At 43.5% G+C, this 20,206-nt stretch carries 21 protein-coding genes, 1 riboswitch and 1 other annotated feature; of the genes, 5 read left to right on the top strand and 16 right to left on the bottom strand.

All coding sequences use genetic code 11. The annotated features are described in order from the left end of the window. Window positions 1-4: 4 nt before the first annotated feature. From hisD to tet(35), 3 genes are all read right to left on the bottom strand, one after another. Complete coding sequence (hisD, locus tag AC6R00_RS13470) at window positions 5-1,297, bottom strand: histidinol dehydrogenase (protein ID WP_500640727.1); 1,293 nt, start codon at window positions 1,295-1,297, stop codon at window positions 5-7. Between the two features lie 5 nt (window positions 1,298-1,302). Further along, window positions 1,303-2,199 carry an ATP phosphoribosyltransferase gene (gene hisG, locus AC6R00_RS13475; RefSeq protein WP_500640728.1) on the bottom strand — a complete coding sequence of 299 codons (897 nt, stop codon included), beginning with the start codon at window positions 2,197-2,199 and terminating at the stop codon, window positions 1,303-1,305. Between the two features lie 53 nt (window positions 2,200-2,252). Next, window positions 2,253-2,389 (bottom strand) — a sequence feature (His leader region). A 175-nt stretch (window positions 2,390-2,564) separates the two neighbouring features. Next, window positions 2,565-4,166 (bottom strand): tetracycline efflux Na+/H+ antiporter family transporter Tet(35), encoded by a 1,602-nt coding sequence (gene tet(35), locus AC6R00_RS13480; protein ID WP_500640729.1) that lies wholly within the window; start codon window positions 4,164-4,166, stop codon window positions 2,565-2,567. 114 nt (window positions 4,167-4,280) lie between these two features. Continuing rightward, a riboswitch (Lysine riboswitch) is annotated at window positions 4,281-4,462 on the bottom strand. A 593-nt stretch (window positions 4,463-5,055) separates the two neighbouring features. On the opposite strand from tet(35), the gene AC6R00_RS13485 reads away from it, so the two are divergent. Beyond that, the gene (locus AC6R00_RS13485) at window positions 5,056-5,466 is read left to right on the top strand and encodes an H-NS family histone-like protein (RefSeq protein ID WP_004746864.1); all 411 of its coding nucleotides are present in this window, start codon (window positions 5,056-5,058) and stop codon (window positions 5,464-5,466) included. Window positions 5,467-5,575: 109 nt separating this feature from the next. On the opposite strand, the gene AC6R00_RS13490 is transcribed toward AC6R00_RS13485, so the two are convergent. Beyond that, window positions 5,576-6,880, bottom strand: coding sequence for an inosine/guanosine kinase (locus tag AC6R00_RS13490; RefSeq protein ID WP_500640730.1), 1,305 nt, complete (start codon window positions 6,878-6,880; stop codon window positions 5,576-5,578). 234 nt (window positions 6,881-7,114) lie between these two features. Next, window positions 7,115-7,384: a hypothetical protein gene (locus tag AC6R00_RS13495; protein ID WP_004746866.1), complete on the bottom strand. Its 270-nt coding sequence runs from the start codon at window positions 7,382-7,384 to the stop codon at window positions 7,115-7,117. A 195-nt stretch (window positions 7,385-7,579) separates the two neighbouring features. Here AC6R00_RS13495 and mnmA point away from each other — a divergent pair, with 195 nt between their 5' ends. The 3 genes from mnmA to purB all read left to right on the top strand — a co-directional run bounded on the left by mnmA (window position 7,580) and on the right by purB (window position 10,875). Continuing rightward, window positions 7,580-8,704, top strand: coding sequence for a tRNA 2-thiouridine(34) synthase MnmA (gene mnmA / locus AC6R00_RS13500; protein ID WP_500640731.1), 1,125 nt, complete (start codon window positions 7,580-7,582; stop codon window positions 8,702-8,704). 18 nt (window positions 8,705-8,722) lie between these two features. Further along, window positions 8,723-9,340, top strand: a complete 618-nt coding sequence (hflD, locus tag AC6R00_RS13505; protein ID WP_425666643.1) for a high frequency lysogenization protein HflD — start codon at window positions 8,723-8,725, stop codon at window positions 9,338-9,340. 164 nt (window positions 9,341-9,504) lie between these two features. Further along, window positions 9,505-10,875, top strand: coding sequence for an adenylosuccinate lyase (purB, locus tag AC6R00_RS13510; protein ID WP_500640732.1), 1,371 nt, complete (start codon window positions 9,505-9,507; stop codon window positions 10,873-10,875). Window positions 10,876-11,086: 211 nt separating this feature from the next. On the opposite strand, the gene AC6R00_RS13515 is transcribed toward purB, so the two are convergent. The 9 genes from AC6R00_RS13515 to htpX all read right to left on the bottom strand — a co-directional run bounded on the left by AC6R00_RS13515 (window position 11,087) and on the right by htpX (window position 18,197). Beyond that, window positions 11,087-11,620 carry a DUF3833 domain-containing protein gene (locus AC6R00_RS13515; protein ID WP_500640733.1) on the bottom strand — a complete coding sequence of 178 codons (534 nt, stop codon included), beginning with the start codon at window positions 11,618-11,620 and terminating at the stop codon, window positions 11,087-11,089. Then, entirely contained in the window at window positions 11,620-12,165 is a 546-nt protein-coding gene (locus tag AC6R00_RS13520; protein ID WP_500640734.1) for a chalcone isomerase family protein, read from the bottom strand. Before AC6R00_RS13520 ends, AC6R00_RS13515 begins: the two co-directional genes overlap by 1 nt. Continuing rightward, window positions 12,119-12,640: a DUF2878 domain-containing protein gene (locus AC6R00_RS13525; RefSeq protein ID WP_500640735.1), complete on the bottom strand. Its 522-nt coding sequence runs from the start codon at window positions 12,638-12,640 to the stop codon at window positions 12,119-12,121. The genes AC6R00_RS13520 and AC6R00_RS13525 overlap by 47 nt, the downstream gene beginning before the upstream one ends. A gap of 23 nt (window positions 12,641-12,663) precedes the next feature. Continuing rightward, the gene (locus tag AC6R00_RS13530) at window positions 12,664-13,911 is read right to left on the bottom strand and encodes a class I SAM-dependent methyltransferase (protein ID WP_500640736.1); all 1,248 of its coding nucleotides are present in this window, start codon (window positions 13,909-13,911) and stop codon (window positions 12,664-12,666) included. A 15-nt stretch (window positions 13,912-13,926) separates the two neighbouring features. Next, on the bottom strand, window positions 13,927-14,706 hold the full coding sequence (locus AC6R00_RS13535; RefSeq protein WP_500640737.1) for a DUF1365 domain-containing protein: 780 nt from the start codon (window positions 14,704-14,706) through the stop codon (window positions 13,927-13,929). A gap of 1 nt (window position 14,707) precedes the next feature. Continuing rightward, window positions 14,708-15,988 carry an NAD(P)/FAD-dependent oxidoreductase gene (locus AC6R00_RS13540; RefSeq protein ID WP_500640738.1) on the bottom strand — a complete coding sequence of 427 codons (1,281 nt, stop codon included), beginning with the start codon at window positions 15,986-15,988 and terminating at the stop codon, window positions 14,708-14,710. Window positions 15,989-15,998: 10 nt separating this feature from the next. Then, window positions 15,999-16,727: an SDR family NAD(P)-dependent oxidoreductase gene (locus AC6R00_RS13545; protein WP_500640739.1), complete on the bottom strand. Its 729-nt coding sequence runs from the start codon at window positions 16,725-16,727 to the stop codon at window positions 15,999-16,001. After that, window positions 16,724-17,143, bottom strand: a complete 420-nt coding sequence (locus AC6R00_RS13550; protein ID WP_500640740.1) for a nuclear transport factor 2 family protein — start codon at window positions 17,141-17,143, stop codon at window positions 16,724-16,726. The genes AC6R00_RS13545 and AC6R00_RS13550 overlap by 4 nt, the downstream gene beginning before the upstream one ends. 190 nt (window positions 17,144-17,333) lie before the next feature. Then, entirely contained in the window at window positions 17,334-18,197 is an 864-nt protein-coding gene (gene htpX / locus AC6R00_RS13555) for a protease HtpX (protein WP_004746881.1), read from the bottom strand. A 304-nt stretch (window positions 18,198-18,501) separates the two neighbouring features. On the opposite strand from htpX, the gene AC6R00_RS13560 reads away from it, so the two are divergent. After that, entirely contained in the window at window positions 18,502-18,669 is a 168-nt protein-coding gene (locus AC6R00_RS13560) for a hypothetical protein (RefSeq protein ID WP_004746882.1), read from the top strand. Between the two features lie 52 nt (window positions 18,670-18,721). Here AC6R00_RS13560 and bioD read toward each other — a convergent pair whose 3' ends face one another. After that, window positions 18,722-19,405 carry a dethiobiotin synthase gene (bioD, locus tag AC6R00_RS13565; protein WP_425666634.1) on the bottom strand — a complete coding sequence of 228 codons (684 nt, stop codon included), beginning with the start codon at window positions 19,403-19,405 and terminating at the stop codon, window positions 18,722-18,724. Beyond that, window positions 19,402-20,205 carry a malonyl-ACP O-methyltransferase BioC gene (gene bioC, locus AC6R00_RS13570; RefSeq protein WP_500640741.1) on the bottom strand — a complete coding sequence of 268 codons (804 nt, stop codon included), beginning with the start codon at window positions 20,203-20,205 and terminating at the stop codon, window positions 19,402-19,404. Before bioC ends, bioD begins: the two co-directional genes overlap by 4 nt. Between the last annotated feature and the right edge of the window lies 1 nt (window position 20,206).

Below are 20,206 nucleotides of genomic sequence, written 5' to 3' on the forward strand. Positions count from 1 at the left end.
CCTCTTACTTAGCTGCCAGTTTTTCTACGCGAATCGTCACAGCACGCTTGTGTGCATCCAGACCTTCTGCTTCCGCCATAGTTACAACGGTTGGCGCTAACTCTTTCAAGCCATCTGCCGTAAGTTCTTGTACTGTCATTCGTTTAGAGAAATCAGCGAGTCCAAGGCTTGAGTAAGTACGTGTGTACCCGTAGGTGGGAAGAACATGGTTTGTCCCTGACGCATAATCACCTGCTGACTCAGGAGACCAATCACCTAGGAAAATCGAACCTGCATTGTCTAATAGGGGCAGAAGCTCACGCGGATTCTTAGTCTGTACAATCAGGTGTTCCGGACCATAGTAGTTCGAAATCGACACGGCTTGAGTCAACGACTCAGAGATAATGATTAAACTTGAAGCCAAGGCCTTTTCAGCGATATCCGCACGAGACAGCTCTCTAAGCTGACGCTGAACTGCATCGGTAACCTGATCGGCTACAATCGGTGATGGTGTAACAAGCACAACTTGTGAATCTGGTCCGTGCTCTGCTTGGCTAAGCAAGTCGGCAGCAATAAAATCTGGATCAGCCGTTTCATCAGCCAGTACTAACACTTCAGAAGGCCCTGCTGGCATATCAATTGCCGCACCACGGAAGTCATTGCTGACCTGACGCTTTGCTTCTGTTACGTAAGCATTACCCGGCCCAAAAATCTTATCTACTTTTGAAACGCTTTCCGTACCATACGCCATTGCCGCAACCGCTTGACCGCCACCTACGTTGTAGACTTCATCAATGCCACACAACTTAGCGACATAAAGGATCTCATCTGCGATGGGCGGAGGAGAACAAAGAACCACTTTGCGACAACCTGCAATTTTCGCTGGCACCCCAAGCATTAAAACCGTCGATGGCAATGGTGCACTGCCACCCGGAATGTACAAGCCCACTTTTTGAATTGGGCGAGTGACTTGCTCACACAATACACCAGGCTGAGTCTCAACCTTGATCGGCTGAGGTTTTTGCGCCTTGTGGAACTTAGAGATATTCGCATAGGCCTGTTCAAGTGCCTGTTTCATGTTGGAAGACAAGCGTTCACATGCCGCCTCTACCTCTTGCTCAGAGACACGAATCGACTCAGGCTTAACGCGATCAAACTTTTCTGTCAGCTCTAGTAGCGCAGCATCCCCTTCGTCGCGAACCTTGGCGATCACTTGCGAAACCGCTGCGGTGATATTCGCACCTTCAGTAATTGCCGGACGCTCTAAAATAGAGTCTTGCTGAGATTCACTTAATGATTGCCAAACGACTGTTCTCATTGTGATTACTCCATCATTTTCTCAATTGGCAATACTAGGATTGAGCTAGCGCCCAACTCTTTTAGCTGTTCCATTGTTTCCCAGAACAAGTTTTCAGTACTCACCAAGTGAACCGCGACTTTTTGCTGATCTGCAGAAAGAGGTAGAACCGTTGGATCTTCAGCACCCGGTAGTAAAGATTTGATTTGGTCTAACTTATCCGTTGGTGCATGCAGCATGATGTATTTCGATTCTTTTGCTTGCTGTACGCCTTGCATGCGAGTCAGGAGCTTTTCGATTAACGCCACTTTGTCGGCGTCAAACTTACCAGTACGTTGAATCAGTGTCGCTTTTGATTTGAAGATGATTTCAGCTTCTTTAAGACCATTCGCTTCTAGAGTTGCACCAGTAGAAACAAGATCGGCAATTGCATCTGCAAGACCCGCTCGCGGAGCCACTTCTACAGAACCAGTGAGCATACAGGTAGAGAAAGGGACACCTTGTTCGTCCATGTACGCTTTGAGTAGCTGAGGGTAAGTCGTTGCAATGCGTTTGCCTGCTAGGTCCTGAGGGCCGTTGTACTCTTCATCTTTATCAATTGCGATAGATAGGCGACAACCACCAAAATCTAGGCGACGCAACTGAACAAACTCACTTGGCTCGCCCAACGCCTTACGATCTAAACGTACTTCTTCAAGTTCGTTTTCACCGATAAAGCCAAGGTCAACCACACCATCCATGATAAGACCTGGAATATCATCATCGCGTACTAGTAATAGGTCAATTGGCATATTTAGTGAGTGAACAACAAGGCGCTCACCCATGATGTTGAATTTAACGCCGCACTTTTTAAGCAGAGTCTGACACTCTTTACTCAGGCGACCTTTCTTTTGGATTGCGATTCTTAGGCGTTGTGTTTGCATTGCTGTATCCCTGTGCAAGATTTTGAAATTTATAAACTTTTTAAGATTCAAATACTGAAAAACCCTCGGAAGAGTTGTTCTCCCGAGGGTTCTAAATCTTGTTGTTTGCGATTTTAGCCTCCGGGAGTTTCCTGTCTCCCGGGTATGCGTGCATCTCCCGAAAGACTAGACTGGGTGATGATGGTGATGAATGTTCATGACTAATTTACGCATACTTAATAAGCTCTTCTGTTCGCTTTGTTGATATCCACACTAACCAAGGCGAAAACATTTTTCAACCATTTATTTAAACTTTTTTCAATTTGTATATGACAAATAAAAAGGGAGCCTGAGCTCCCTTATCTATTAGCAATAACTTCAATCTGTTACGCGTTTTGACAACTCGCCATCTTTGACTTAGACAGAACAGATAGCAAGACACAAATAGCGATAAATGCTACCGACGCTGCTGCGAATGACATGCCGATAGAAGCGGTCATACCCAGAGTAATGAAACCAATACACGACACTAGTGCAACTGACAGTGCATATGGTAACTGAGTCGCTACGTGATCGATGTGATTACAACGAGCACCTGTCGAAGAAAGAATGGTTGTATCTGAGATTGGTGAACAGTGGTCACCAAATACTGAACCCGCTAATACAGCACTTAACATTGGTAGCATTAGCGCTAGATCCGTTGCACCGGCCATATCACCCGCGATAGGCAGCATAATACCGAATGTGCCCCATGATGTACCTGTAGAAAACGCCATAAGACCAGACAATAGGAACAAAATAACTGGCAACCAGTGTGGGTTGATATTGCCTTGAGCTAAGGTCGACAAGTACTTACCTGTGTTCATGTCACCGATAACTGAACCAATCGTCCAGGCAAACACTAGGATCAGGATCGCGCCAAACATTGATTTCGCACCGATCCAAAGCGTACGCGAGATCTCACTTACCGCAATACCTTGTTTAACAACGGTAAACAGCGCAACAGCCAGGCCAACTAGGCCACCGTAAATAAGAGATGTACCTACATCAGTGTTTTCAAATGCACCAAGTAAGTTAAAGTCGATACCGTCAGCTGCAAGAGCTTGTCCGCCGGTGTAAAGCATTGAAGCAACAGTCGCAACAATAAGTAGTACTATCGGCAAGATCAGGTCAGAAACTTTACCCTTATCGCTCTCTTCGATATCCAACTCTTCGTTTAGCTCATGAGCTTCTTCCGAGTCTTCAGCTTGCTCTTTAGCGAAACCGTGACCACGTGACGCGGCAATTTCATGCTCTCGCATCTTACCGATGTCTAGTCCGAACCAAGCAACAGCAAACACCATAAGTAATGCAAAGATAGCGTAAAAGTTCATCGGAATTAGACGAACATATGCGCCAAGCGCTGAATACTCAGTGATACCATGCGAAACTAAGATGCCACCAATAATTGTCATGATGTAGGCACCCCAGCTAGAAGCAGGCATGATCACACACATTGGAGCCGCTGTTGAATCAAGGATATAAGCTAGCTTAGCTCGTGATACGTAGAAACGGTCAGTGACAGGGCGAGAGATAGCACCAACAGCCAAGCTATTAAAGTAATCATCAACGAAGATGAAAACACCTAAAAATGCAGCAAGAAGCTTAGAGCCACGCTTACTCTTAACTCGAGTTTGAGCCCACTCCGCAAACGCGCGTGTACCGCCTGAAAGCGTTAATAGCGCTGTCATCATTCCTAGCAGGAGTAGGAAGCCAACAATACTCATATTCCAAGTATTGATGCCACCATCTTCAATAAAGACGCTTGAAACGGTAGAACCAACATATCCAAGCGCACTACCAAATGAGTAGTCATTAAGTAAGATAGCGCCCAAAACAATACCCACACCGAGTGAAACAAGTACACGGCGGGTAATAATAGCAAGACTCAATGCCACAAGTGGCGGCAAAAGAGATAAAGGAGATGATGCAAAATCAATTAAATTCATGATCTTCAAAAACCAGTAATAAATGGTTAGAGATCTACTGCAGACTAATTGAAGGAAATCATTTCCAATCAATTAAGTTGAAATTAGCGATAGGTCAGCGAATGCGAAACCCAGCCCTACAGTAGCGCTCCATAGTTTTACAAATTATAGACTATGGCAGTGTTACCCCTTTCGGGTGTAACCCCAGCAAACCTCTTTGATGAGAAAGTTCACTTCGGCGAAATAACCTTTTATGCTTGCTCATTGGCATCACCCCAGCAAACACTACTTATTTATTCCGCGCCTCTACCGCGATCGTTGAAACTTTAAACTACCGAAAAATCATTTTAACAATAATTTAACCAACAAATCGCATTAGGTTGCGCCCATTGTACTCATATCACCACCTCTTTCAACATAATATTCCTTTTTCTACTGTTAAAAATATCGTTAGCTAGCTTCGACTAAGCTTTCATGATTGATGAATAGTCATCCCATTGGATAGCATATTGGTTCATCCATTGAACTCGAACGTTCTGATTTCTCAGAAATCCACCCGATTAATGACGTGTTTGTCTAACTACCTTTACATGACAGATACATTTTTTTGATACACCAGACTTGTTTTTCCGCACTAATACATAATGAAGGACATATACCTTGGGGCTACGCCTATATTTGCGATAACATTTAATATGAAACCGCACTCTCAGATAGTTCTCTGTTAATATAAAAGTTATATCGTGATTAAAAATCTATTTATTGCAAGCAGCTAAATTAATAATGAAATGGCTATCAAACAACATTGTGATAGTTATTTTACGTAAATTTATGTCAGTGAGATTGTAATATTAAATTAAGAGGTTTATGATTCATACATCGACAACTTATATTGCGAAGAGATGAATAAATGTCGGAACTAACAAAAACACTATTAAACATTCGTAGTCTACGTGCTTTTTCTCGAGAGCTAACACTTGAGCAATTAGAAGAAGCGTTAGATAAACTAACTACTGTTGTAGCTGAGCGTAAAGAAGCAGAAGAAGCTGAACGTGAAGCAGCTGCAGAGCAAGAAGCTAAATTAGCCGCTATTGCTGAACAGATTACTAAAGACGGCATCGACGTCGAAGCGCTTATTTCTGCATTGGCAGGTGAGTCTAAAGGAAGTAAGCCAAAAGCGAAGCGTGCTCCTCGCCCAGCAAAATATAAATATGTTGATGCTTCTGGTGAAGAAAAAACTTGGACAGGACAAGGTCGTACACCTTCAGTAATCCAAGAGCAATTAGATGCAGGCAAGTCACTAGACGACTTCCTAATCTAATCGTTTTGAGTGATTTATTTAAAAAGCGCCTTTATGGCGCTTTTTTATTATCCTCTCTAAAAATTAAAAAAGCCTCACTAAATTGAGGCTTTGATAGTTTGCAGTAGAATTAACGTTCCCAGTACGCTTCTTCCAAGCTATCTTCTCGTTCAGGAAGTCCACGAGATAGGCGCGGTGAATGCTGTACTAGCACTTCGTAACTAGCGCGATTAGAGTATTTACATACTTGCGAGAACGATGAATAAGTTAAGTATGAATGTGCGTGCTTACTTGAGTTAGGCACATTCTCTTTGTGGTATTTATTCGCCGCCATATCGTGTAACAATGCAGATAATGCAGCATCACCGGCACCATTAGTATTTTTAATTTTCTCTGGGCCACCCATATACGGTGAAATATGCGAGTAAACTTTGATCGGATTGTCGCAAAGCGCTTTTGAAGCAGGTCGGCTAAATTCGTAACGGTTAAATTCTGCAATACTACCCGGTAATAATGGTAAAGACGTCTCACGTTTTGCAGATTCTTCGGTGTAACCCGCCATAAATAGACCAACTGGCCCTGCAGTACATAATACTAAATCAACCCACTCTAACGTTTTGTCAGAAGCTGCAAGTGGATCAGACTCTCCTGTAAGCGCTTCTGCTTCGTCTTCATTCATTGCCACCACAGAAACATGATCGTTTAAAAAATCTTGCCAAAATGTTGGATCATCTTGAATAACGAATTTGGTGCCTAGAGTTAGCACAACAGGTACGTCATGTTTTTTTGCATACTCGATAGCTTTCATCGTCGCTTCAGGCATTGGGTCGCCTTTCTTACAACGGACCAAATAAGCGGTTAATACCAAAGCAGAAGCATTTTTAAATATCTTTTCAGGAATGCTATCTGGATGGAGCTGATTCATTTGCCCTTCACTAATAGCGAAAGTGCGCTCACCGTCTTCAGTAATTAATGCGAAACAGCGACCAATTGCCCCGTCGACACCTTGCAAATGGTTTAGATCCATACGGCTCGATGTATTACATAAATAGCGATAGCCGTAACTACCAATTTTAATGTCTTGGCTCATTACACCTAAAAGTGTAGAGCGATCATCTGCGAGTACTGAATAGTTGTGAAGCGTATTGCCAATCGTACCACCAGCATATTCATTGGTGATCAAATCTCGATCTTTTAGTTCGTTATATAGCGCTTCAGCAGTCTCATCATCAATAACGAGCGAGTGTCCCTTACTCAGTTGGTATTTTTCGATAAGCTCACTGCTTACTTTGGCCTCAATATCAACAAGAGTTTGATCAATGCCGATAATATGCGTGCGCGACATCTTTTTACTTTCTTGAGATTGACTCACCAATGGATCACGAGCGTGAACAGGAAAGTAATGCTTCGATTTACGTTGACCAGGAAATTTCATAACAATGCTTCTGCAGTAAAGAATCTGAATAAGGGATGAAAGGATGCCGGATTCTACCTTGCAGGTTTTAGGACGGCAACAAAAGGTATTATAGCAAACGTTTGCATCAGCAATTAAAATCAGAGCGGCTCTGAATGTAATAAATAAGTGGGGTGGTCGATTGATGAAGCACCCAGTTTTAATGAGTGCTTTTATCGCTTTGGTTAGGCGTTCTTTTATTGTAGGAGCGGTCGCCTATTCACCTTCCATAAAGCTAAGATCCGGCAAGCGGTCAAGGTTCTCAGCGTAGCGCTTTAAGTTGAACTCACCTTCGTTTTTCATTACATCAAAGATTTCAATCGCTACCGCACACGCCATCATAGCGATAGCATCTTCACGAGGCGTGCCCGTCATCATCAAACGCATCAAGGTTTCTTTCACCTTCACTGGGTTTCCATCTTCTAGCTGGTTTTCGATGACTTCAATCAACTGGGCTTCTTCGATGATTTGGTTTTCTTCGCTCATTAGGTTAACTCTAACTCTCTTGAATTTTCGCCACTATGCCATATATACAAGTTTAATAGTTAAATTTCGCCGATTTTCATTAAGCAAACGCATAATAAATATCCGAATTCGAAGTGTGAGTTCGATCTCGGATCTGTCCCCTCGCTATGCTTTCTGATAAAATCTGCATCCAGTTAAATTAAGTGGTGTTTAGTAATGTCTGACAACAGTCAAAAGAAAGTCATCGTTGGCATGTCCGGTGGCGTTGATTCATCTGTATCTGCGTATCTTCTTAAGCAGCAAGGCTATCAAGTTGAAGGCCTGTTTATGAAGAACTGGGAAGAAGATGACAACGAAGAATACTGTACGGCAGCTGAAGATCTTGCCGATGCACAAGCGGTCTGTGACAAGCTAGGCATTCACCTGCACACCATTAACTTTGCTGCCGAATATTGGGACAACGTATTCGAGTATTTCCTTGCTGAGTACAAAGCCGGTCGTACACCCAATCCAGATATTCTGTGCAACAAAGAGATCAAGTTTAAAGCATTTTTAGAGTTTGCGGATGAAGTGCTCGACGCAGACTATATCGCTATGGGTCACTATGTCCGTCGTACATTCCCGACGCAAAAAGAAATTGAAAACGGCGACAAGCCACGCATGCTTCGTGGTTTAGACAGCAACAAGGACCAAAGCTATTTCCTATACACGCTAAGCAGCGAGCAGGTCGCCCGCAGCCTATTCCCTGTTGGTGATTTAGAGAAACCAGAAGTTCGCCGCATTGCGGAAGAACAAGATCTGATCACAGCGAAGAAGAAAGACTCAACCGGTATCTGTTTCATCGGCGAACGTAAGTTCACGGATTTCCTAGGCCGCTATCTACCAGCGCAACCAGGCGACATTGAAACGCCGGAAGGTAAAGTGATTGGTAAGCACAACGGATTGATGTACCACACCTTAGGTCAACGTAAAGGCCTGCATATCGGAGGTCAAAAAGGCGGTGGCGGCAATGAAGACCCGTGGTTCGTTGGTGACAAAGATCTTAAGCGCAATGTGTTGATTGCTGTTCAAGGTAAAGATCACCCAATGCTCAAATCTCAAGGTTTGATTGCTTCTCAACTGCACTGGGTTGCTCGTGAAGCGATTAAAGAACCGTTACAATGCACTGTAAAAACTCGCTACCGTCAAACGGATATCCCATGTACTATCATCCCTATCGATGATGAAAACATTAAAGTGATCTTTGACGAACCTCAAATCGCTGTAACACCAGGGCAATCTGCTGTTTTCTATAAAGATGACGTTTGCTTAGGTGGCGGAATCATCGAAGAACGCATTTAAATTTAGGAGTAGAACTACGTGGCTAACACACTATATGACCGTACCATCGCCTTTGCAGGAATTTGCCAAGCTGTCGCTTTGGTCCAACAAGTCGCAAAAAACGGTCACTGTGACTCTGACGCGTTTGAAACATCCCTAAAAGCGATCTTAAACACTAGCCCAAATAATACCGTTGGTGTTTTCGGTCGTGAATCCGACCTCAAGCTTGGTCTAGAGTGTTTGGTTAAGGGGATCGACAGTACTCCTAACGGTAGCGAAATCACACGTTACATCATTAGCCTCATGGCGCTTGAGCGTAAACTTCAGACTCGAAATGATGCCATGTCTCAGTTAGGCGATCGCATTCAAATGTTGGAACGCCAACTCGAGCATTTTGAGCTACTCGATGAGCAGATGATCAGCAACCTTGCCAGCGTCTATCTCGATGTAATCAGCCCAGTTGGTCCACGTATTCAAGTCACTGGTACACCATCAGTGCTGCAACAGACATCGAACCAACACAAAGTTCGCGCTCTTCTTCTATCAGGTATTCGCAGTGCCGTTTTATGGCGTCAGGTTGGCGGCAAACGTCGTCACCTAATCTTTGGACGCAAGAAAATGGTTGAGCAGGCACAAATACTATTAGCTCGAATCTAACGTTAATTAGTAGCTCGCGCATGACGCGAGCTTCTTCTTTTATACCAAAGCACTTTCCTCCAAAATAAGAGAAAAGCAAACGTTTGCGCAATATTCGTGACAAACGCTTTGGTAATTGGTATAAAGCACACAAAATTTAGAAACTCAATTTTCAGGAGAACATCATGGAACTGTCAGCATTGACTGCTGTTTCACCAGTAGACGGTCGTTACGGAAGCAAAACAATCGCACTTCGCAGCATCTTTAGTGAATTTGGACTACTAAAGTACCGCTCTATCGTTGAAATTCGTTGGTTACAAAAGCTTGCAGCTACAGATGCAATCACAGAAGTACCAGCATTCAGCGCTGAAGCAAACAAGTTCCTAGATGAGTTAGCCGCAAACTTCTCTGAAGAAGACGCAGCGCGCATCAAAGAGATCGAGCGTACAACTAACCACGACGTTAAAGCGGTTGAGTACTTCCTAAAAGAGAAAGTGGCAGGTGTTCCTGAGCTTCACGCTGTAAACGAGTTCATTCACTTTGCTTGTACTTCAGAAGACATCAACAACACCTCTCACGCGCTAATGCTGAAAGAAGCTCGTGACGAAGTGATTCTTCCTGAAATCAAAAACATCATCGACGCTATCAAAGCACTTGCTGTTGAGTATCGTGACATCCCTCTTCTATCTCGTACACACGGCCAGCCTGCTTCTCCTTCTACTATGGGCAAAGAGATGGCGAACGTGGCGTACCGTATGGAGCGTCAATACAAGCAGATCGCTACCGTTGAAATCTTAGGTAAGATTAACGGTGCTGTAGGTAACTACAACGCTCACCTTTCTGCTTACCCAGAAGTAGATTGGCACCAGTTCTCTGAAGAGTTCATCACTGAGTCTCTAGGCGTAACTTGGAACCCATACACAACTCAAATTGAACCGCACGATTACATCGCTGAACTGTTCGATGCGGTTGCACGTTTCAACACTATCCTAATCGACTTCGACCGTGACGTTTGGGGCTACATCGCTCTAGGTCACTTCAAACAAAAGACGATTGCTGGAGAGATCGGTTCTTCAACAATGCCTCACAAAGTTAACCCAATCGACTTTGAAAACTCAGAAGGTAACCTAGGTCTAGCAAACGCGGTATTCGGCCACCTAGCACAGAAACTCCCTATCTCTCGCTGGCAGCGTGACCTAACTGACTCGACAGTTCTACGCAACCTAGGTGTTGGTGTGGGCTACGCAATCATCGCGTACACTTCAACGCTCAAAGGCATCAGCAAACTAGAAGTTAACCGTGAAGCACTTCTTGCAGAGCTAGACCAAAACTGGGAAGTTCTTGCAGAGCCTGTACAAACTGTTATGCGCCGTTACGGCATCGAGAAGCCATACGAGAAGCTAAAAGAGCTAACTCGTGGTAAGCGTGTAGATGGCGAAGCAATGCGTAACTTCATCGACGGCCTTGAGCTACCAGAGCACGAGAAAGCGCGTTTAAAAGAGATGACGCCAGCGAACTACATCGGTCAAGCGATTGAGCTAACTGATAAGCTGTAAGAGAATCGAGAATCGAGAATCGATGAGATTTTTGGAGGGTTGGCGTTTTGCGTCAACCCTTTCTTTTGTTTGTAGAAATATTTTTCTTTAGGGAAGATTGAGAGAATCATTTATTAGAACAAATGACTCTTTTTCTAACTTTCCCAGGGCGAAGCCCGATCCCATTTTCCAAAAGCGTAGCGTTCCATAGGACGAAGTCCGTACCTTTACCTCACTGCTTCTGGAAAAACAGCGTAATCTTCCCAACTTCAATGCCAAACTTCTTAATCTTAGTCAGATTAAAGACATGATTTTCATCTTGGCGATATAACCAATCATCGAAGCTTACGACCACGGTAGAGTCTTCCATCTGTAGTTCAAAATCATATTGCCATTGAAGTGCATTGCCCACTTCTCTCCCTGTAGCGACCCCAATGATGTCGTCAGCACTTCCTTGATATCGCCCATCGCCTAAGCGTTCAATGGTCCAAATTCGTTGGGATTTTTCACCATCATCAAACACAAAGTCTTCAACGAGAGTGAGAGTATTTTCTTTTACACTACCAACAATCACAACCTCAAAACGACGCGTCTGTTTATTGGTGTAGTCTTGCACCATGCCCCAAGCCATTGACTTGCCTTCAAAGTACTCAAACAAGTTGAATTCAGGTTTGCTGTCTCTGTAGTCATCTAAGTCGCTCGTACAACCTAAAGTAAGTTGAGTACATAGCAATAGTAATATCGTCTGCCCTAGGCGCTTAAACATCAATTTCTCCCAATTAAACGTTCTCTGAGCCCCGGATACTCAGTATTTGGTGATAACCATATTGCGAGAAATGCATCGTTAAACGCTTCTTCCTCAATAGAGCCAATAAGCCGATCGTTTACCATAGGTTTAGAATAGAAAAAGCTACCTCTGTACCCATCTGTCACATAGGTCAGGCTGTTACCTTCTTCTATGTCGGGGAAGATGTTTTCTAGCCTAGCCGCCCACTCTAGCATTTCACTTTGCTTGTAACCGAGTTTTTGCCACTGTTCGACCGTTGCGTCTAGCAATTGTTTTTGAGAGATATCTCTTTGGTAAGTAATCGAAAGGGCAAGTGGATGAGGTGTAATATCCTGTTCAACAACATAACCACCATTTGGCGTTAGTAATTGAGATTCATAAATATCAAAGAAAAACATGGTTAACTGAGCTTGGCCAACACTGGACCAACTTTTCCAGCTTTCAACGTTATGTCTTGAAGACTCAGACGCAAAAACACTACCGGTCAGCATTAGGAACACTGTTATTACTACTATGCGCTTCATATCCGTATACCTTCACAATCAATGCAATGATTAGAGTCCACTCAACGAGCAGTATGCTCACCGTGGTGAAGGTAGAAGCCCCAAATGAAACGGCTCCAAGACTTTCCCCCGCGATGTAGCTAAGTGTTCCTCCAATCCCTCCTACCATTGATACGACGGTTAATGGATACTGGCTCAATATCGGATACAAAAAATAAGCATACCAAGCAAAGATTAGCCACAGTGCAAACAGCCAAACGGGGAAATACTCGTGTTGAAACTGAAACCAGCCAATCGTTAAGTTGGTAAAATCAACTGCAACGCCTAAACAAACAACAACGACATACTTAAACCAATTAAGTGTCACTTTCGCAGCTGAGTAAACGAGAGTCAGTACGACAAGGGATAATGTCAGGTATTGCAGGTCGTAATTGCCGATAACCGCACAGAACCAGATAACTTGAAACCAAGTTGAGACAATTAGTAACCGTTTCATCATGCGCTCCTTTAATTTGGCTTCTAAGGGCGCTGAAAGGTCATGTGAACAGTGCTGATTGATTTTGCACGAAAGCCACCTTCACAGTAGCAAAAGTAGTAATTCCACATTCTTACAAATCGCTCATCAAATCCCAAGTCAGAGACCTGTTCATGAGCTTGGTTGAATTTCAGGTACCAGTCTCTAAGAGTTTTGGCGTAATCCTCACCAATGTCGTAAAGATCTCTCAGAACAAGGTCACTATGTTTTGTTGTGGACTGTGTTAATGCAGTGATCGACGGTAAAAAGCCACCTGGGAAGATATATTTCTGAATAAAATCAACATTATTGCTGTAATAATCGTAGCGTTGGTCTGCGATGGTGATAGCTTGGATTGCCATCAGTCCACCCGGCTTCAACAATGACTGGCACTTTTGAATGTAAGAGGTAAGAAACTGCTTGCCAACTGCCTCTATCATTTCAATCGATACGAGCTTATCAAAAGCCCCCTCCAACAAACGGTAGTCTTTTTTGAGCAGGGTAATCTTGTCTTGCAAGCCCTTCTCTTCTATCTTCTGCTGCGTGTATTGAAACTGCTGTTCTGAAATAGTCGTGGTTGTAACATGGCAACCATAGTTTTCTGCCATATAGATAGCCATTGCTCCCCACCCAGTTCCTATCTCAATCACGGAATCTCTAGACGAAAGCTTCAGTTGCTGACATAAGCGATCCATTTTATTAATCTGGGCTTGCTCTAGCGTGTCATTAGGCGATTCATAAATGCCTGATGAATAAAGCATGCGACTATCAAGGAATGTTTCGTAAAGTTCATTACTCAGATCGTAGTGAGCTTCAATGTTTTTTGCCGAGTTCTCTACCGTGTTGCGATTCAACCAGTGGCCAACTTGATAAATGAGCTTCGACAGAAAGCTTGAACGACTTTCTATAGTGTCTAAAGTTGACAGGTTCATTGCCATCAACTCCATTAAAGCGGTGAGATCAGGGCTTTCCCACCATCCGTCCATGTACGCTTCACCAGCAGCAATGCTGCCACCTTTCAGTAAGCGTGCATAAAAGGCAGGATTTTTAACCTCAATAATGGCACTAGGTTGACCCTTCTGCGGACGACCAAAGCTCTCTCTGACTTGAGGAGCACCTTGAGAACCAAAAGATTCGATGATGGTCAAGGAGCCATACTGAATCTTGTATAAACATGAAAATGCGATGTTTCGGGCTGTTTTCTGCACCGAAGTTAATTGCGTAGGCAAAGGTAGCGTTTGTGAATTAATCATTTCCTAGGCTCCTTGTTATTTTTCTATTTTCGCGCTTTGAGTCTGTTCAATTTCATCACCCTGCCTATATTTGGGGTGAGAATAAAACGGCGCTCCTTTGATCCAGAGTTTTAATGCGTGCCAATAAATGCCCACAGTAACTTTTACTGCCATTATTGGAGTAACGATCAAATGTTTAAGTAGAACTCGCGAACACAGTGGTTCCCTAGCCATCTTCATTGTGGCGTCAAACTCTTTATGGCTACGATGACACTCCAAGTGAATCGAGAGACGCTGATCAATAGGCTTAATTTTCCAAACGTACTCTTGCTCAATCGGATTAAAAGGCGAGACATGAAACGCTTTTGCATGCCTCCAAGTTTCTTGATCATTTGCATCTAATAAATAGTAGTAGCGTTCGTTCCAAGGTGTGTTACTAACCTCTGCCAGTAAGTAGCACCACTTTCCAATCTCATCGTAAATGTAGTAGAAATTGACCGGACTAAAATAGACGCCAAAATACCTTAGGTGGACCACAGCTTTAACGCTTCCTTTTGTGACCTCACCGCCAAGTTCCAAGACCTTGTTAAATACCGACTGTTTTAAGTCCCCTGAACCCAAGTAGTCATCACGTTTAAACCTAGCCCAATGCCACCAGCGAGTTCCGAACCCCCACACCTTACTTTGCAAAAGTTCAAGCTCATCTAAGTCTAGACATGGCATAAATAGGCGGTAGTTCAAAGCGTGTTGAACGGGAGTAAAACGCCTGTGCCTCACATCACCGACATAAAGACAGCTACCCTTTCCTTCGAACATCTTAAGCCACTCCCTGAGAACCGAGATTGGAATCAAGTAGATTGATTCCTCTCACTATGTCTAGAGCGCTACGTACACCATCTTCATGGAAACCGTTGTACCAATACGCACCACAGAACCAAGTTCGAGATAGACCGTTGATTTCGTCGCGTCGAGCCTGTGCCTCTATGGATTGCTGGTTAAAAACCGGATGGTGATAAACAAAGCGTTTTAGCACCTTATCTTGTGCTATTTGCTCACTACTGTTGAGTGATACGCAGAAAGTTTTCGGTGCATCAATGTGCTGCAAAATGTTCATATTGTAGGTCAATGTAGGCGCTCTGCCTTCTTCGCCTTCAGTGCCTTCAAGCCAATAGTTCCAAGATGCCCATGCCGCTTTTCGTTTTGGCAATAAGCTTTCATCTGTATGCAAAATGACTTCATTGGCTTGATAAGCAAGATTGGATAAAACAGATTGCTCAGTTGCGCTTGAGTCGTTTAAAAGCTGTAGAGCCTGATCGCTATGGCAAGCAAACACAACTTGATCAAACCTTTCTGCCTGACCATTAAAATGCAGCGTCACACCAGCTTGGTCTCTGACTACAGAGTCAACAGGAGTGTTGAGACGAATCTTATCAGCAAATCCTCGGGTAAGAGGCTTGATGTAGGCTCTTGAGCCGCCTTTGATGACATACCATTGCGGGCGATTGGTGACATCGAGAAGACCGTGATTGAGGAAAAATCTCGCAAAGAAGGGCAATGGAAACGCTCGCATATCTGCCAATGTCGAAGACCAGATAGCCGCACCCATTGGCAAAATATAGTTGTCGCAGAAGTAGTCACTAAAATCACGCGAAGTGAGGAAGTCTCCAAGCGTTAAATCGACCATATTGGGTTGATTGGCTATCTCTTTGACTTCTTTGTTGAAGCGGAGAATTTCCAAAATAAACGAGTAAAATTTAGGATTTAACCAATTGCGTTTTTGAGCAAACAGCGTCGACACAGTATGGCCATTATATTCAAGCCCATTACTATCGTTTCTTACGCTAAAACTCATTTGGCTTGGCCTGCCCTCCACTCCAATCTCTTCCATCAAAGCAATGAAATTAGGGTAGGTTCTGTCGTTATAGACAATAAAACCTGTATCTACAGAGTAAGAACTACCTTCAACGTCGATATCAACAGTTGCAGTATGCCCGCCAATGTAATCATTCGCTTCAAACAAAGTGATGTCGTGATCTTTATGTAAATAGTAACCACAAGTTAACCCTGATATTCCTGTTCCTATAATGGCTATTTTCATCGTCCAGTTCCTATCCTTGAGCGAGTAGCTTGGCAGTCAGTGCATTTTGCCAGCGATATGGGAGAGCGCCGATCAAGCGTAAAATTGAGGTGAACTTCCTAGGGAAATAGATGTGGTCTTTTCCTTTCGCAAGTCCGTCTCTTATCTCCTTAGAAGCCCTCTGAGGGGAAATTAACATAGGCATTTCAAAGGTGTTTTTGTCGGTCAACGGTGTTTTGACGAATCCAGGATAAATAATCGATACATCAATGCCTTGCGGCTTGAGATCCACCTGAAGAGTTCGTGCTAAATAACTTACTGCCGCTTTCGATGCACCATAAGCTTCCGCTCTAGGCAAAGCCACCTCGCTCGCAATCGACCCTACTATGGCGAGTCGTTGTCCACGCGAAAAATACTTCTGGCAAGCCTCAATGGCGTTAGTAAGCCCGATAACGTTAATGTCGAAAACACGTTTCATCAGAAGCGCATCAAGCTTTCCATCATCTACGTACTCGCAGTCACCTGCATTTAAAATCCAAAGGTCGGGAGTACTTTGTAGGGTGCTAAGAGCAACACTCGTCGCCTCTAGGTCTGTGAGGTCAAAAGCAATAGGGTGTAAGTTGGAAAACGTCTGTTTTAGCTCACTTAATCGCTCTTCATTCCTACCACAGGCATAGACCTCGAAACCGTTATCGGCATAATCTTTTGCAAGTTGGAGCCCTATCCCCGAAGTGGCCCCCGTTATTAGAACCGTCTTCATTTGCCCAACCTTTGCTTAATTGTTTTGATGACCGAGCCTAGTAGAGGCAGGTTTTCGTAGAGCATCTCTCCAAGGTCAAAATAGTCACGATGGTAAATAACTCGACCTTGAGAAAATTTCAGATGGCTAACACCATTAACGTACACCACAGAACCTTTTGATAGCTTTGGATGTTCCAGCGCCATCTGCCAAGTTAGAAAGCCACCGTTTCCTGTTTGCTGGTGCTCAAGAATGTTGAAATCACAACGCGTCACATTGGAGTAAAGAGATTCAAAGTAGGTTTCTAACTCTCGCCAACCTTCTAACCTGTGCGCAGCATCTTCAAAAACAACCTCGTCATGATATACATCGGATAAAAGATGAAGATTTGATTTGTTCAGCTGTTGATAAACCTCGCCTACCGCCTGTACATCCATTCGAAACACCTCATTCAATCTTGTACATTTATTTTTTTTGTACAACAATTTAACCATAGATGATTTCTAAAAGTTGTACAAATTTTAATTTGTATAAATTTTTGTATAACTTGTACGTGGAGTTTTTTAAAAGAGATCAAAAAAAGGCTTGGTTTTAAACCAAGCCTTTTCAATGGATTAGATGCGAAAACTACGAATTGCGTAGAGCTGAGATGCGTTTGTCTAGCGGTGGGTGACTCATCAATAACTCTGTCATAGAACGTTTGCCGTTGATGCCAAACGCCATCATAGAACCTTCTAGTTGAGACTCGTGGCTTACTTTTAGTCGCTCTAGTGCTGCGATCATCTTATGCTTACCCACTAACTGGGCCGCACCTGCATCAGCATGAAACTCACGATGACGGCTGTACCACATGGTGATGAAGCTCGCCAAGAAGCCGAACAACAACTCCAACACCATACTTACGCCAAAGTAGACCATCATATTGCTGCCGCCCTCTTCTTCATTGTCGTTAGACGCGACAATATTGGCGATAAAACGCGACAAGAAGATAACAAAGGTGTTCACTACGCCTTGCATCAAGGTCATGGTCACCATATCACCATTCGCAATATGACTCACTTCATGCGCAAGAACCGCTTCTGCCTCATCACGAGTCATATTGTGTAGAAGACCTGTCGAGACAGCAACTAAAGAATCATTGCGTTTTGCACCAGTCGCAAATGCGTTGATATCTGCTGAGTCGTAAATCGCTACCGTCGGCATACCAATGCCCACTTGTTCAGACTGACGACGAACCGTTTCTAATAGCCAATGTTCAGTCTCATTACGTGGGCTTTCAATCACCATCCCGCCCACAGAACGTAACGCCATACCCTTCGACATCATCAATGAAATAAATGAACCACCAAAGCCAAAAACAGCGGCCATAACTAGTAGCCCTGACAAACTACCTGGCTGCATCCCCGTCATTGCATACACAATGTTGAGGACGACACTCAACACCAAAACAACAGCTAAGTTGGTTGCAAGAAATAACATTACTCGCTTCATTACTTTTCTCCAAAAACCGGAAGCATTTTATTATTGTCCCTCAGAATCACTCTTGGGACTGTTCTTTACCTAATAGATATAGTCTATCCCCTTTAATTACAAGGTTAAGAAGTAAATTGAAACATTTGATTTCTAGAAAGTAAGTTTAGATTTAACACTCAGTAAACAATAGGCACAACAAATGAGTAGAACACCTTAAATAAGGCTACGACTTTTGCGTTAGACTTTGGTCGTATTGTGACTGTTTTCAAACGTGCTAGATTTAGTTGAGATTAAAAAATCCATGTAATAAGGGAACAAAATCATGGTTGAAACTAACAACTATCAAATGGCTATTGATCTGTTGTGTTGTCATCTCGGTATTTCTGAGGATGAGGCAAAGCAGCAGCTTGGGATCTCGGTTGAAGATCAAACTCAAAAACGCATTATAGAGACACAAAGCGCGTTAATGGGCTTAAACCAAGACAAGTAACAAAGACTAATATTTAAAAGGCTGCCAAATCAATTTGGCAGCCTTTTACTTTTTATCGATTTAGAAGTGGCGAAACATCAATATACTTAGCCAAATCCTTGCGCTTAACTTTAGGAACATACGGAATCTCACCAAGTTTTGGCGCAGCGATTTTGTTCTCAAGCATCTCTATAATTTCAGCGTAGTGCTCTGTGCCTGGGTTAACTCGGTTTGCCACCCAGCCAATCACTTCAACACCATCGGCCTTAATCGCATCTAGCGTAAGCATTGCATGGCTAAGACAACCTAGCTTGATACCAACCACCAACACCACTGGCAGTTTTTCTTGCTGTACCCAGCTAGATAAACAATCCTGCTTTGAAACCGGAACGCGCCAGCCACCGGCACCTTCAACCAGCACGATATCTGAGTTTTGTTTGTGCTCAGCTAGCTTATCGCTCAGCACTGAATACTCGATTTCTACATTCTCGCGAATAGCGGCAATATGGGGAGAAGCCGGCAGCTCCAATGCATAAGGATTTACGTCATCGTAAGCTACACTCACTGTTGCAGCGTCTTGCAAATACAAAGCATCCGAGTTACGGAAACCTTGCTCAGTTTTGTCACTGCCTGCCGCTACTGGCTTATAGCCAATCGTTTTTAAATCCTTTTCAGCAAGCGCATTTAAGATTGCTTTCGAAGCAACCGTTTTTCCAACATCGGTATCCGTACCCGCAATAAAAAATGCATCAATCATAGATTAATAACCCCTAAACAGACCTGATATGTTGCAGGTAGAAGACCCTGATGATTTCGATAGATTTGGTACTCGCCTTCTACTTTAAGCAATGCACTACGACTTGTTAGCCCATTGGAGCGACCATCAATATGAGTTGCACCGATGCCTTTTAGGTCGCGCATTAGCGCAAAAGACGTTTCATACCAAACCTTGATCGGCGCTAAGTCTAGTTGATGCGCATGGCATTCAGATTGCGCTAACGCAATTTTTACCTGATTGAATGGAATAAAGTCATTGACGTGTTGATATGAGTCAATTTTTGCCCAAGCTTGTTTGAGTTCAAATAACGAGCCATCGAGTAACGTGGATAAATACGCATTACCTTTCGGTTTAACCACTCGCTTGATTTCCCTTAGAGGAATACTAAGGTCGTCACACCACTGCAATGCAAGGCTAGAAAAGACGAAATCGAACTCATTACTCTGAAATGGTAAACACTCAGCATCTCCTTGCTGGTAGTGCACATTTACCGAGCCGCAACGTAGCTTAGCTTCCGCGAGCATTTTATCAGATAGATCGAAGCAGACGACCACTGCACCACGCTTTAAAAGTTCAAGCGAAAAATACCCAGTCCCACAGCCGATATCGAGTACGGTTTTTCCAGCAAGGTTTTGAGGCATCTTGTCTAGTAGGCGATGTCCAACCTCACGTTGAAACGCGGCATGGTGATCGTAGGTATTTGCAGCTCGGCCAAACGCTTCAGCAATCGCTGCTTTGTTGACTGTGTCTTTTGAATCTATCACTACTGCTTGATTCATT

Source organism: Vibrio sp. R10-SF1-ISO8 (assembly GCF_059833805.1).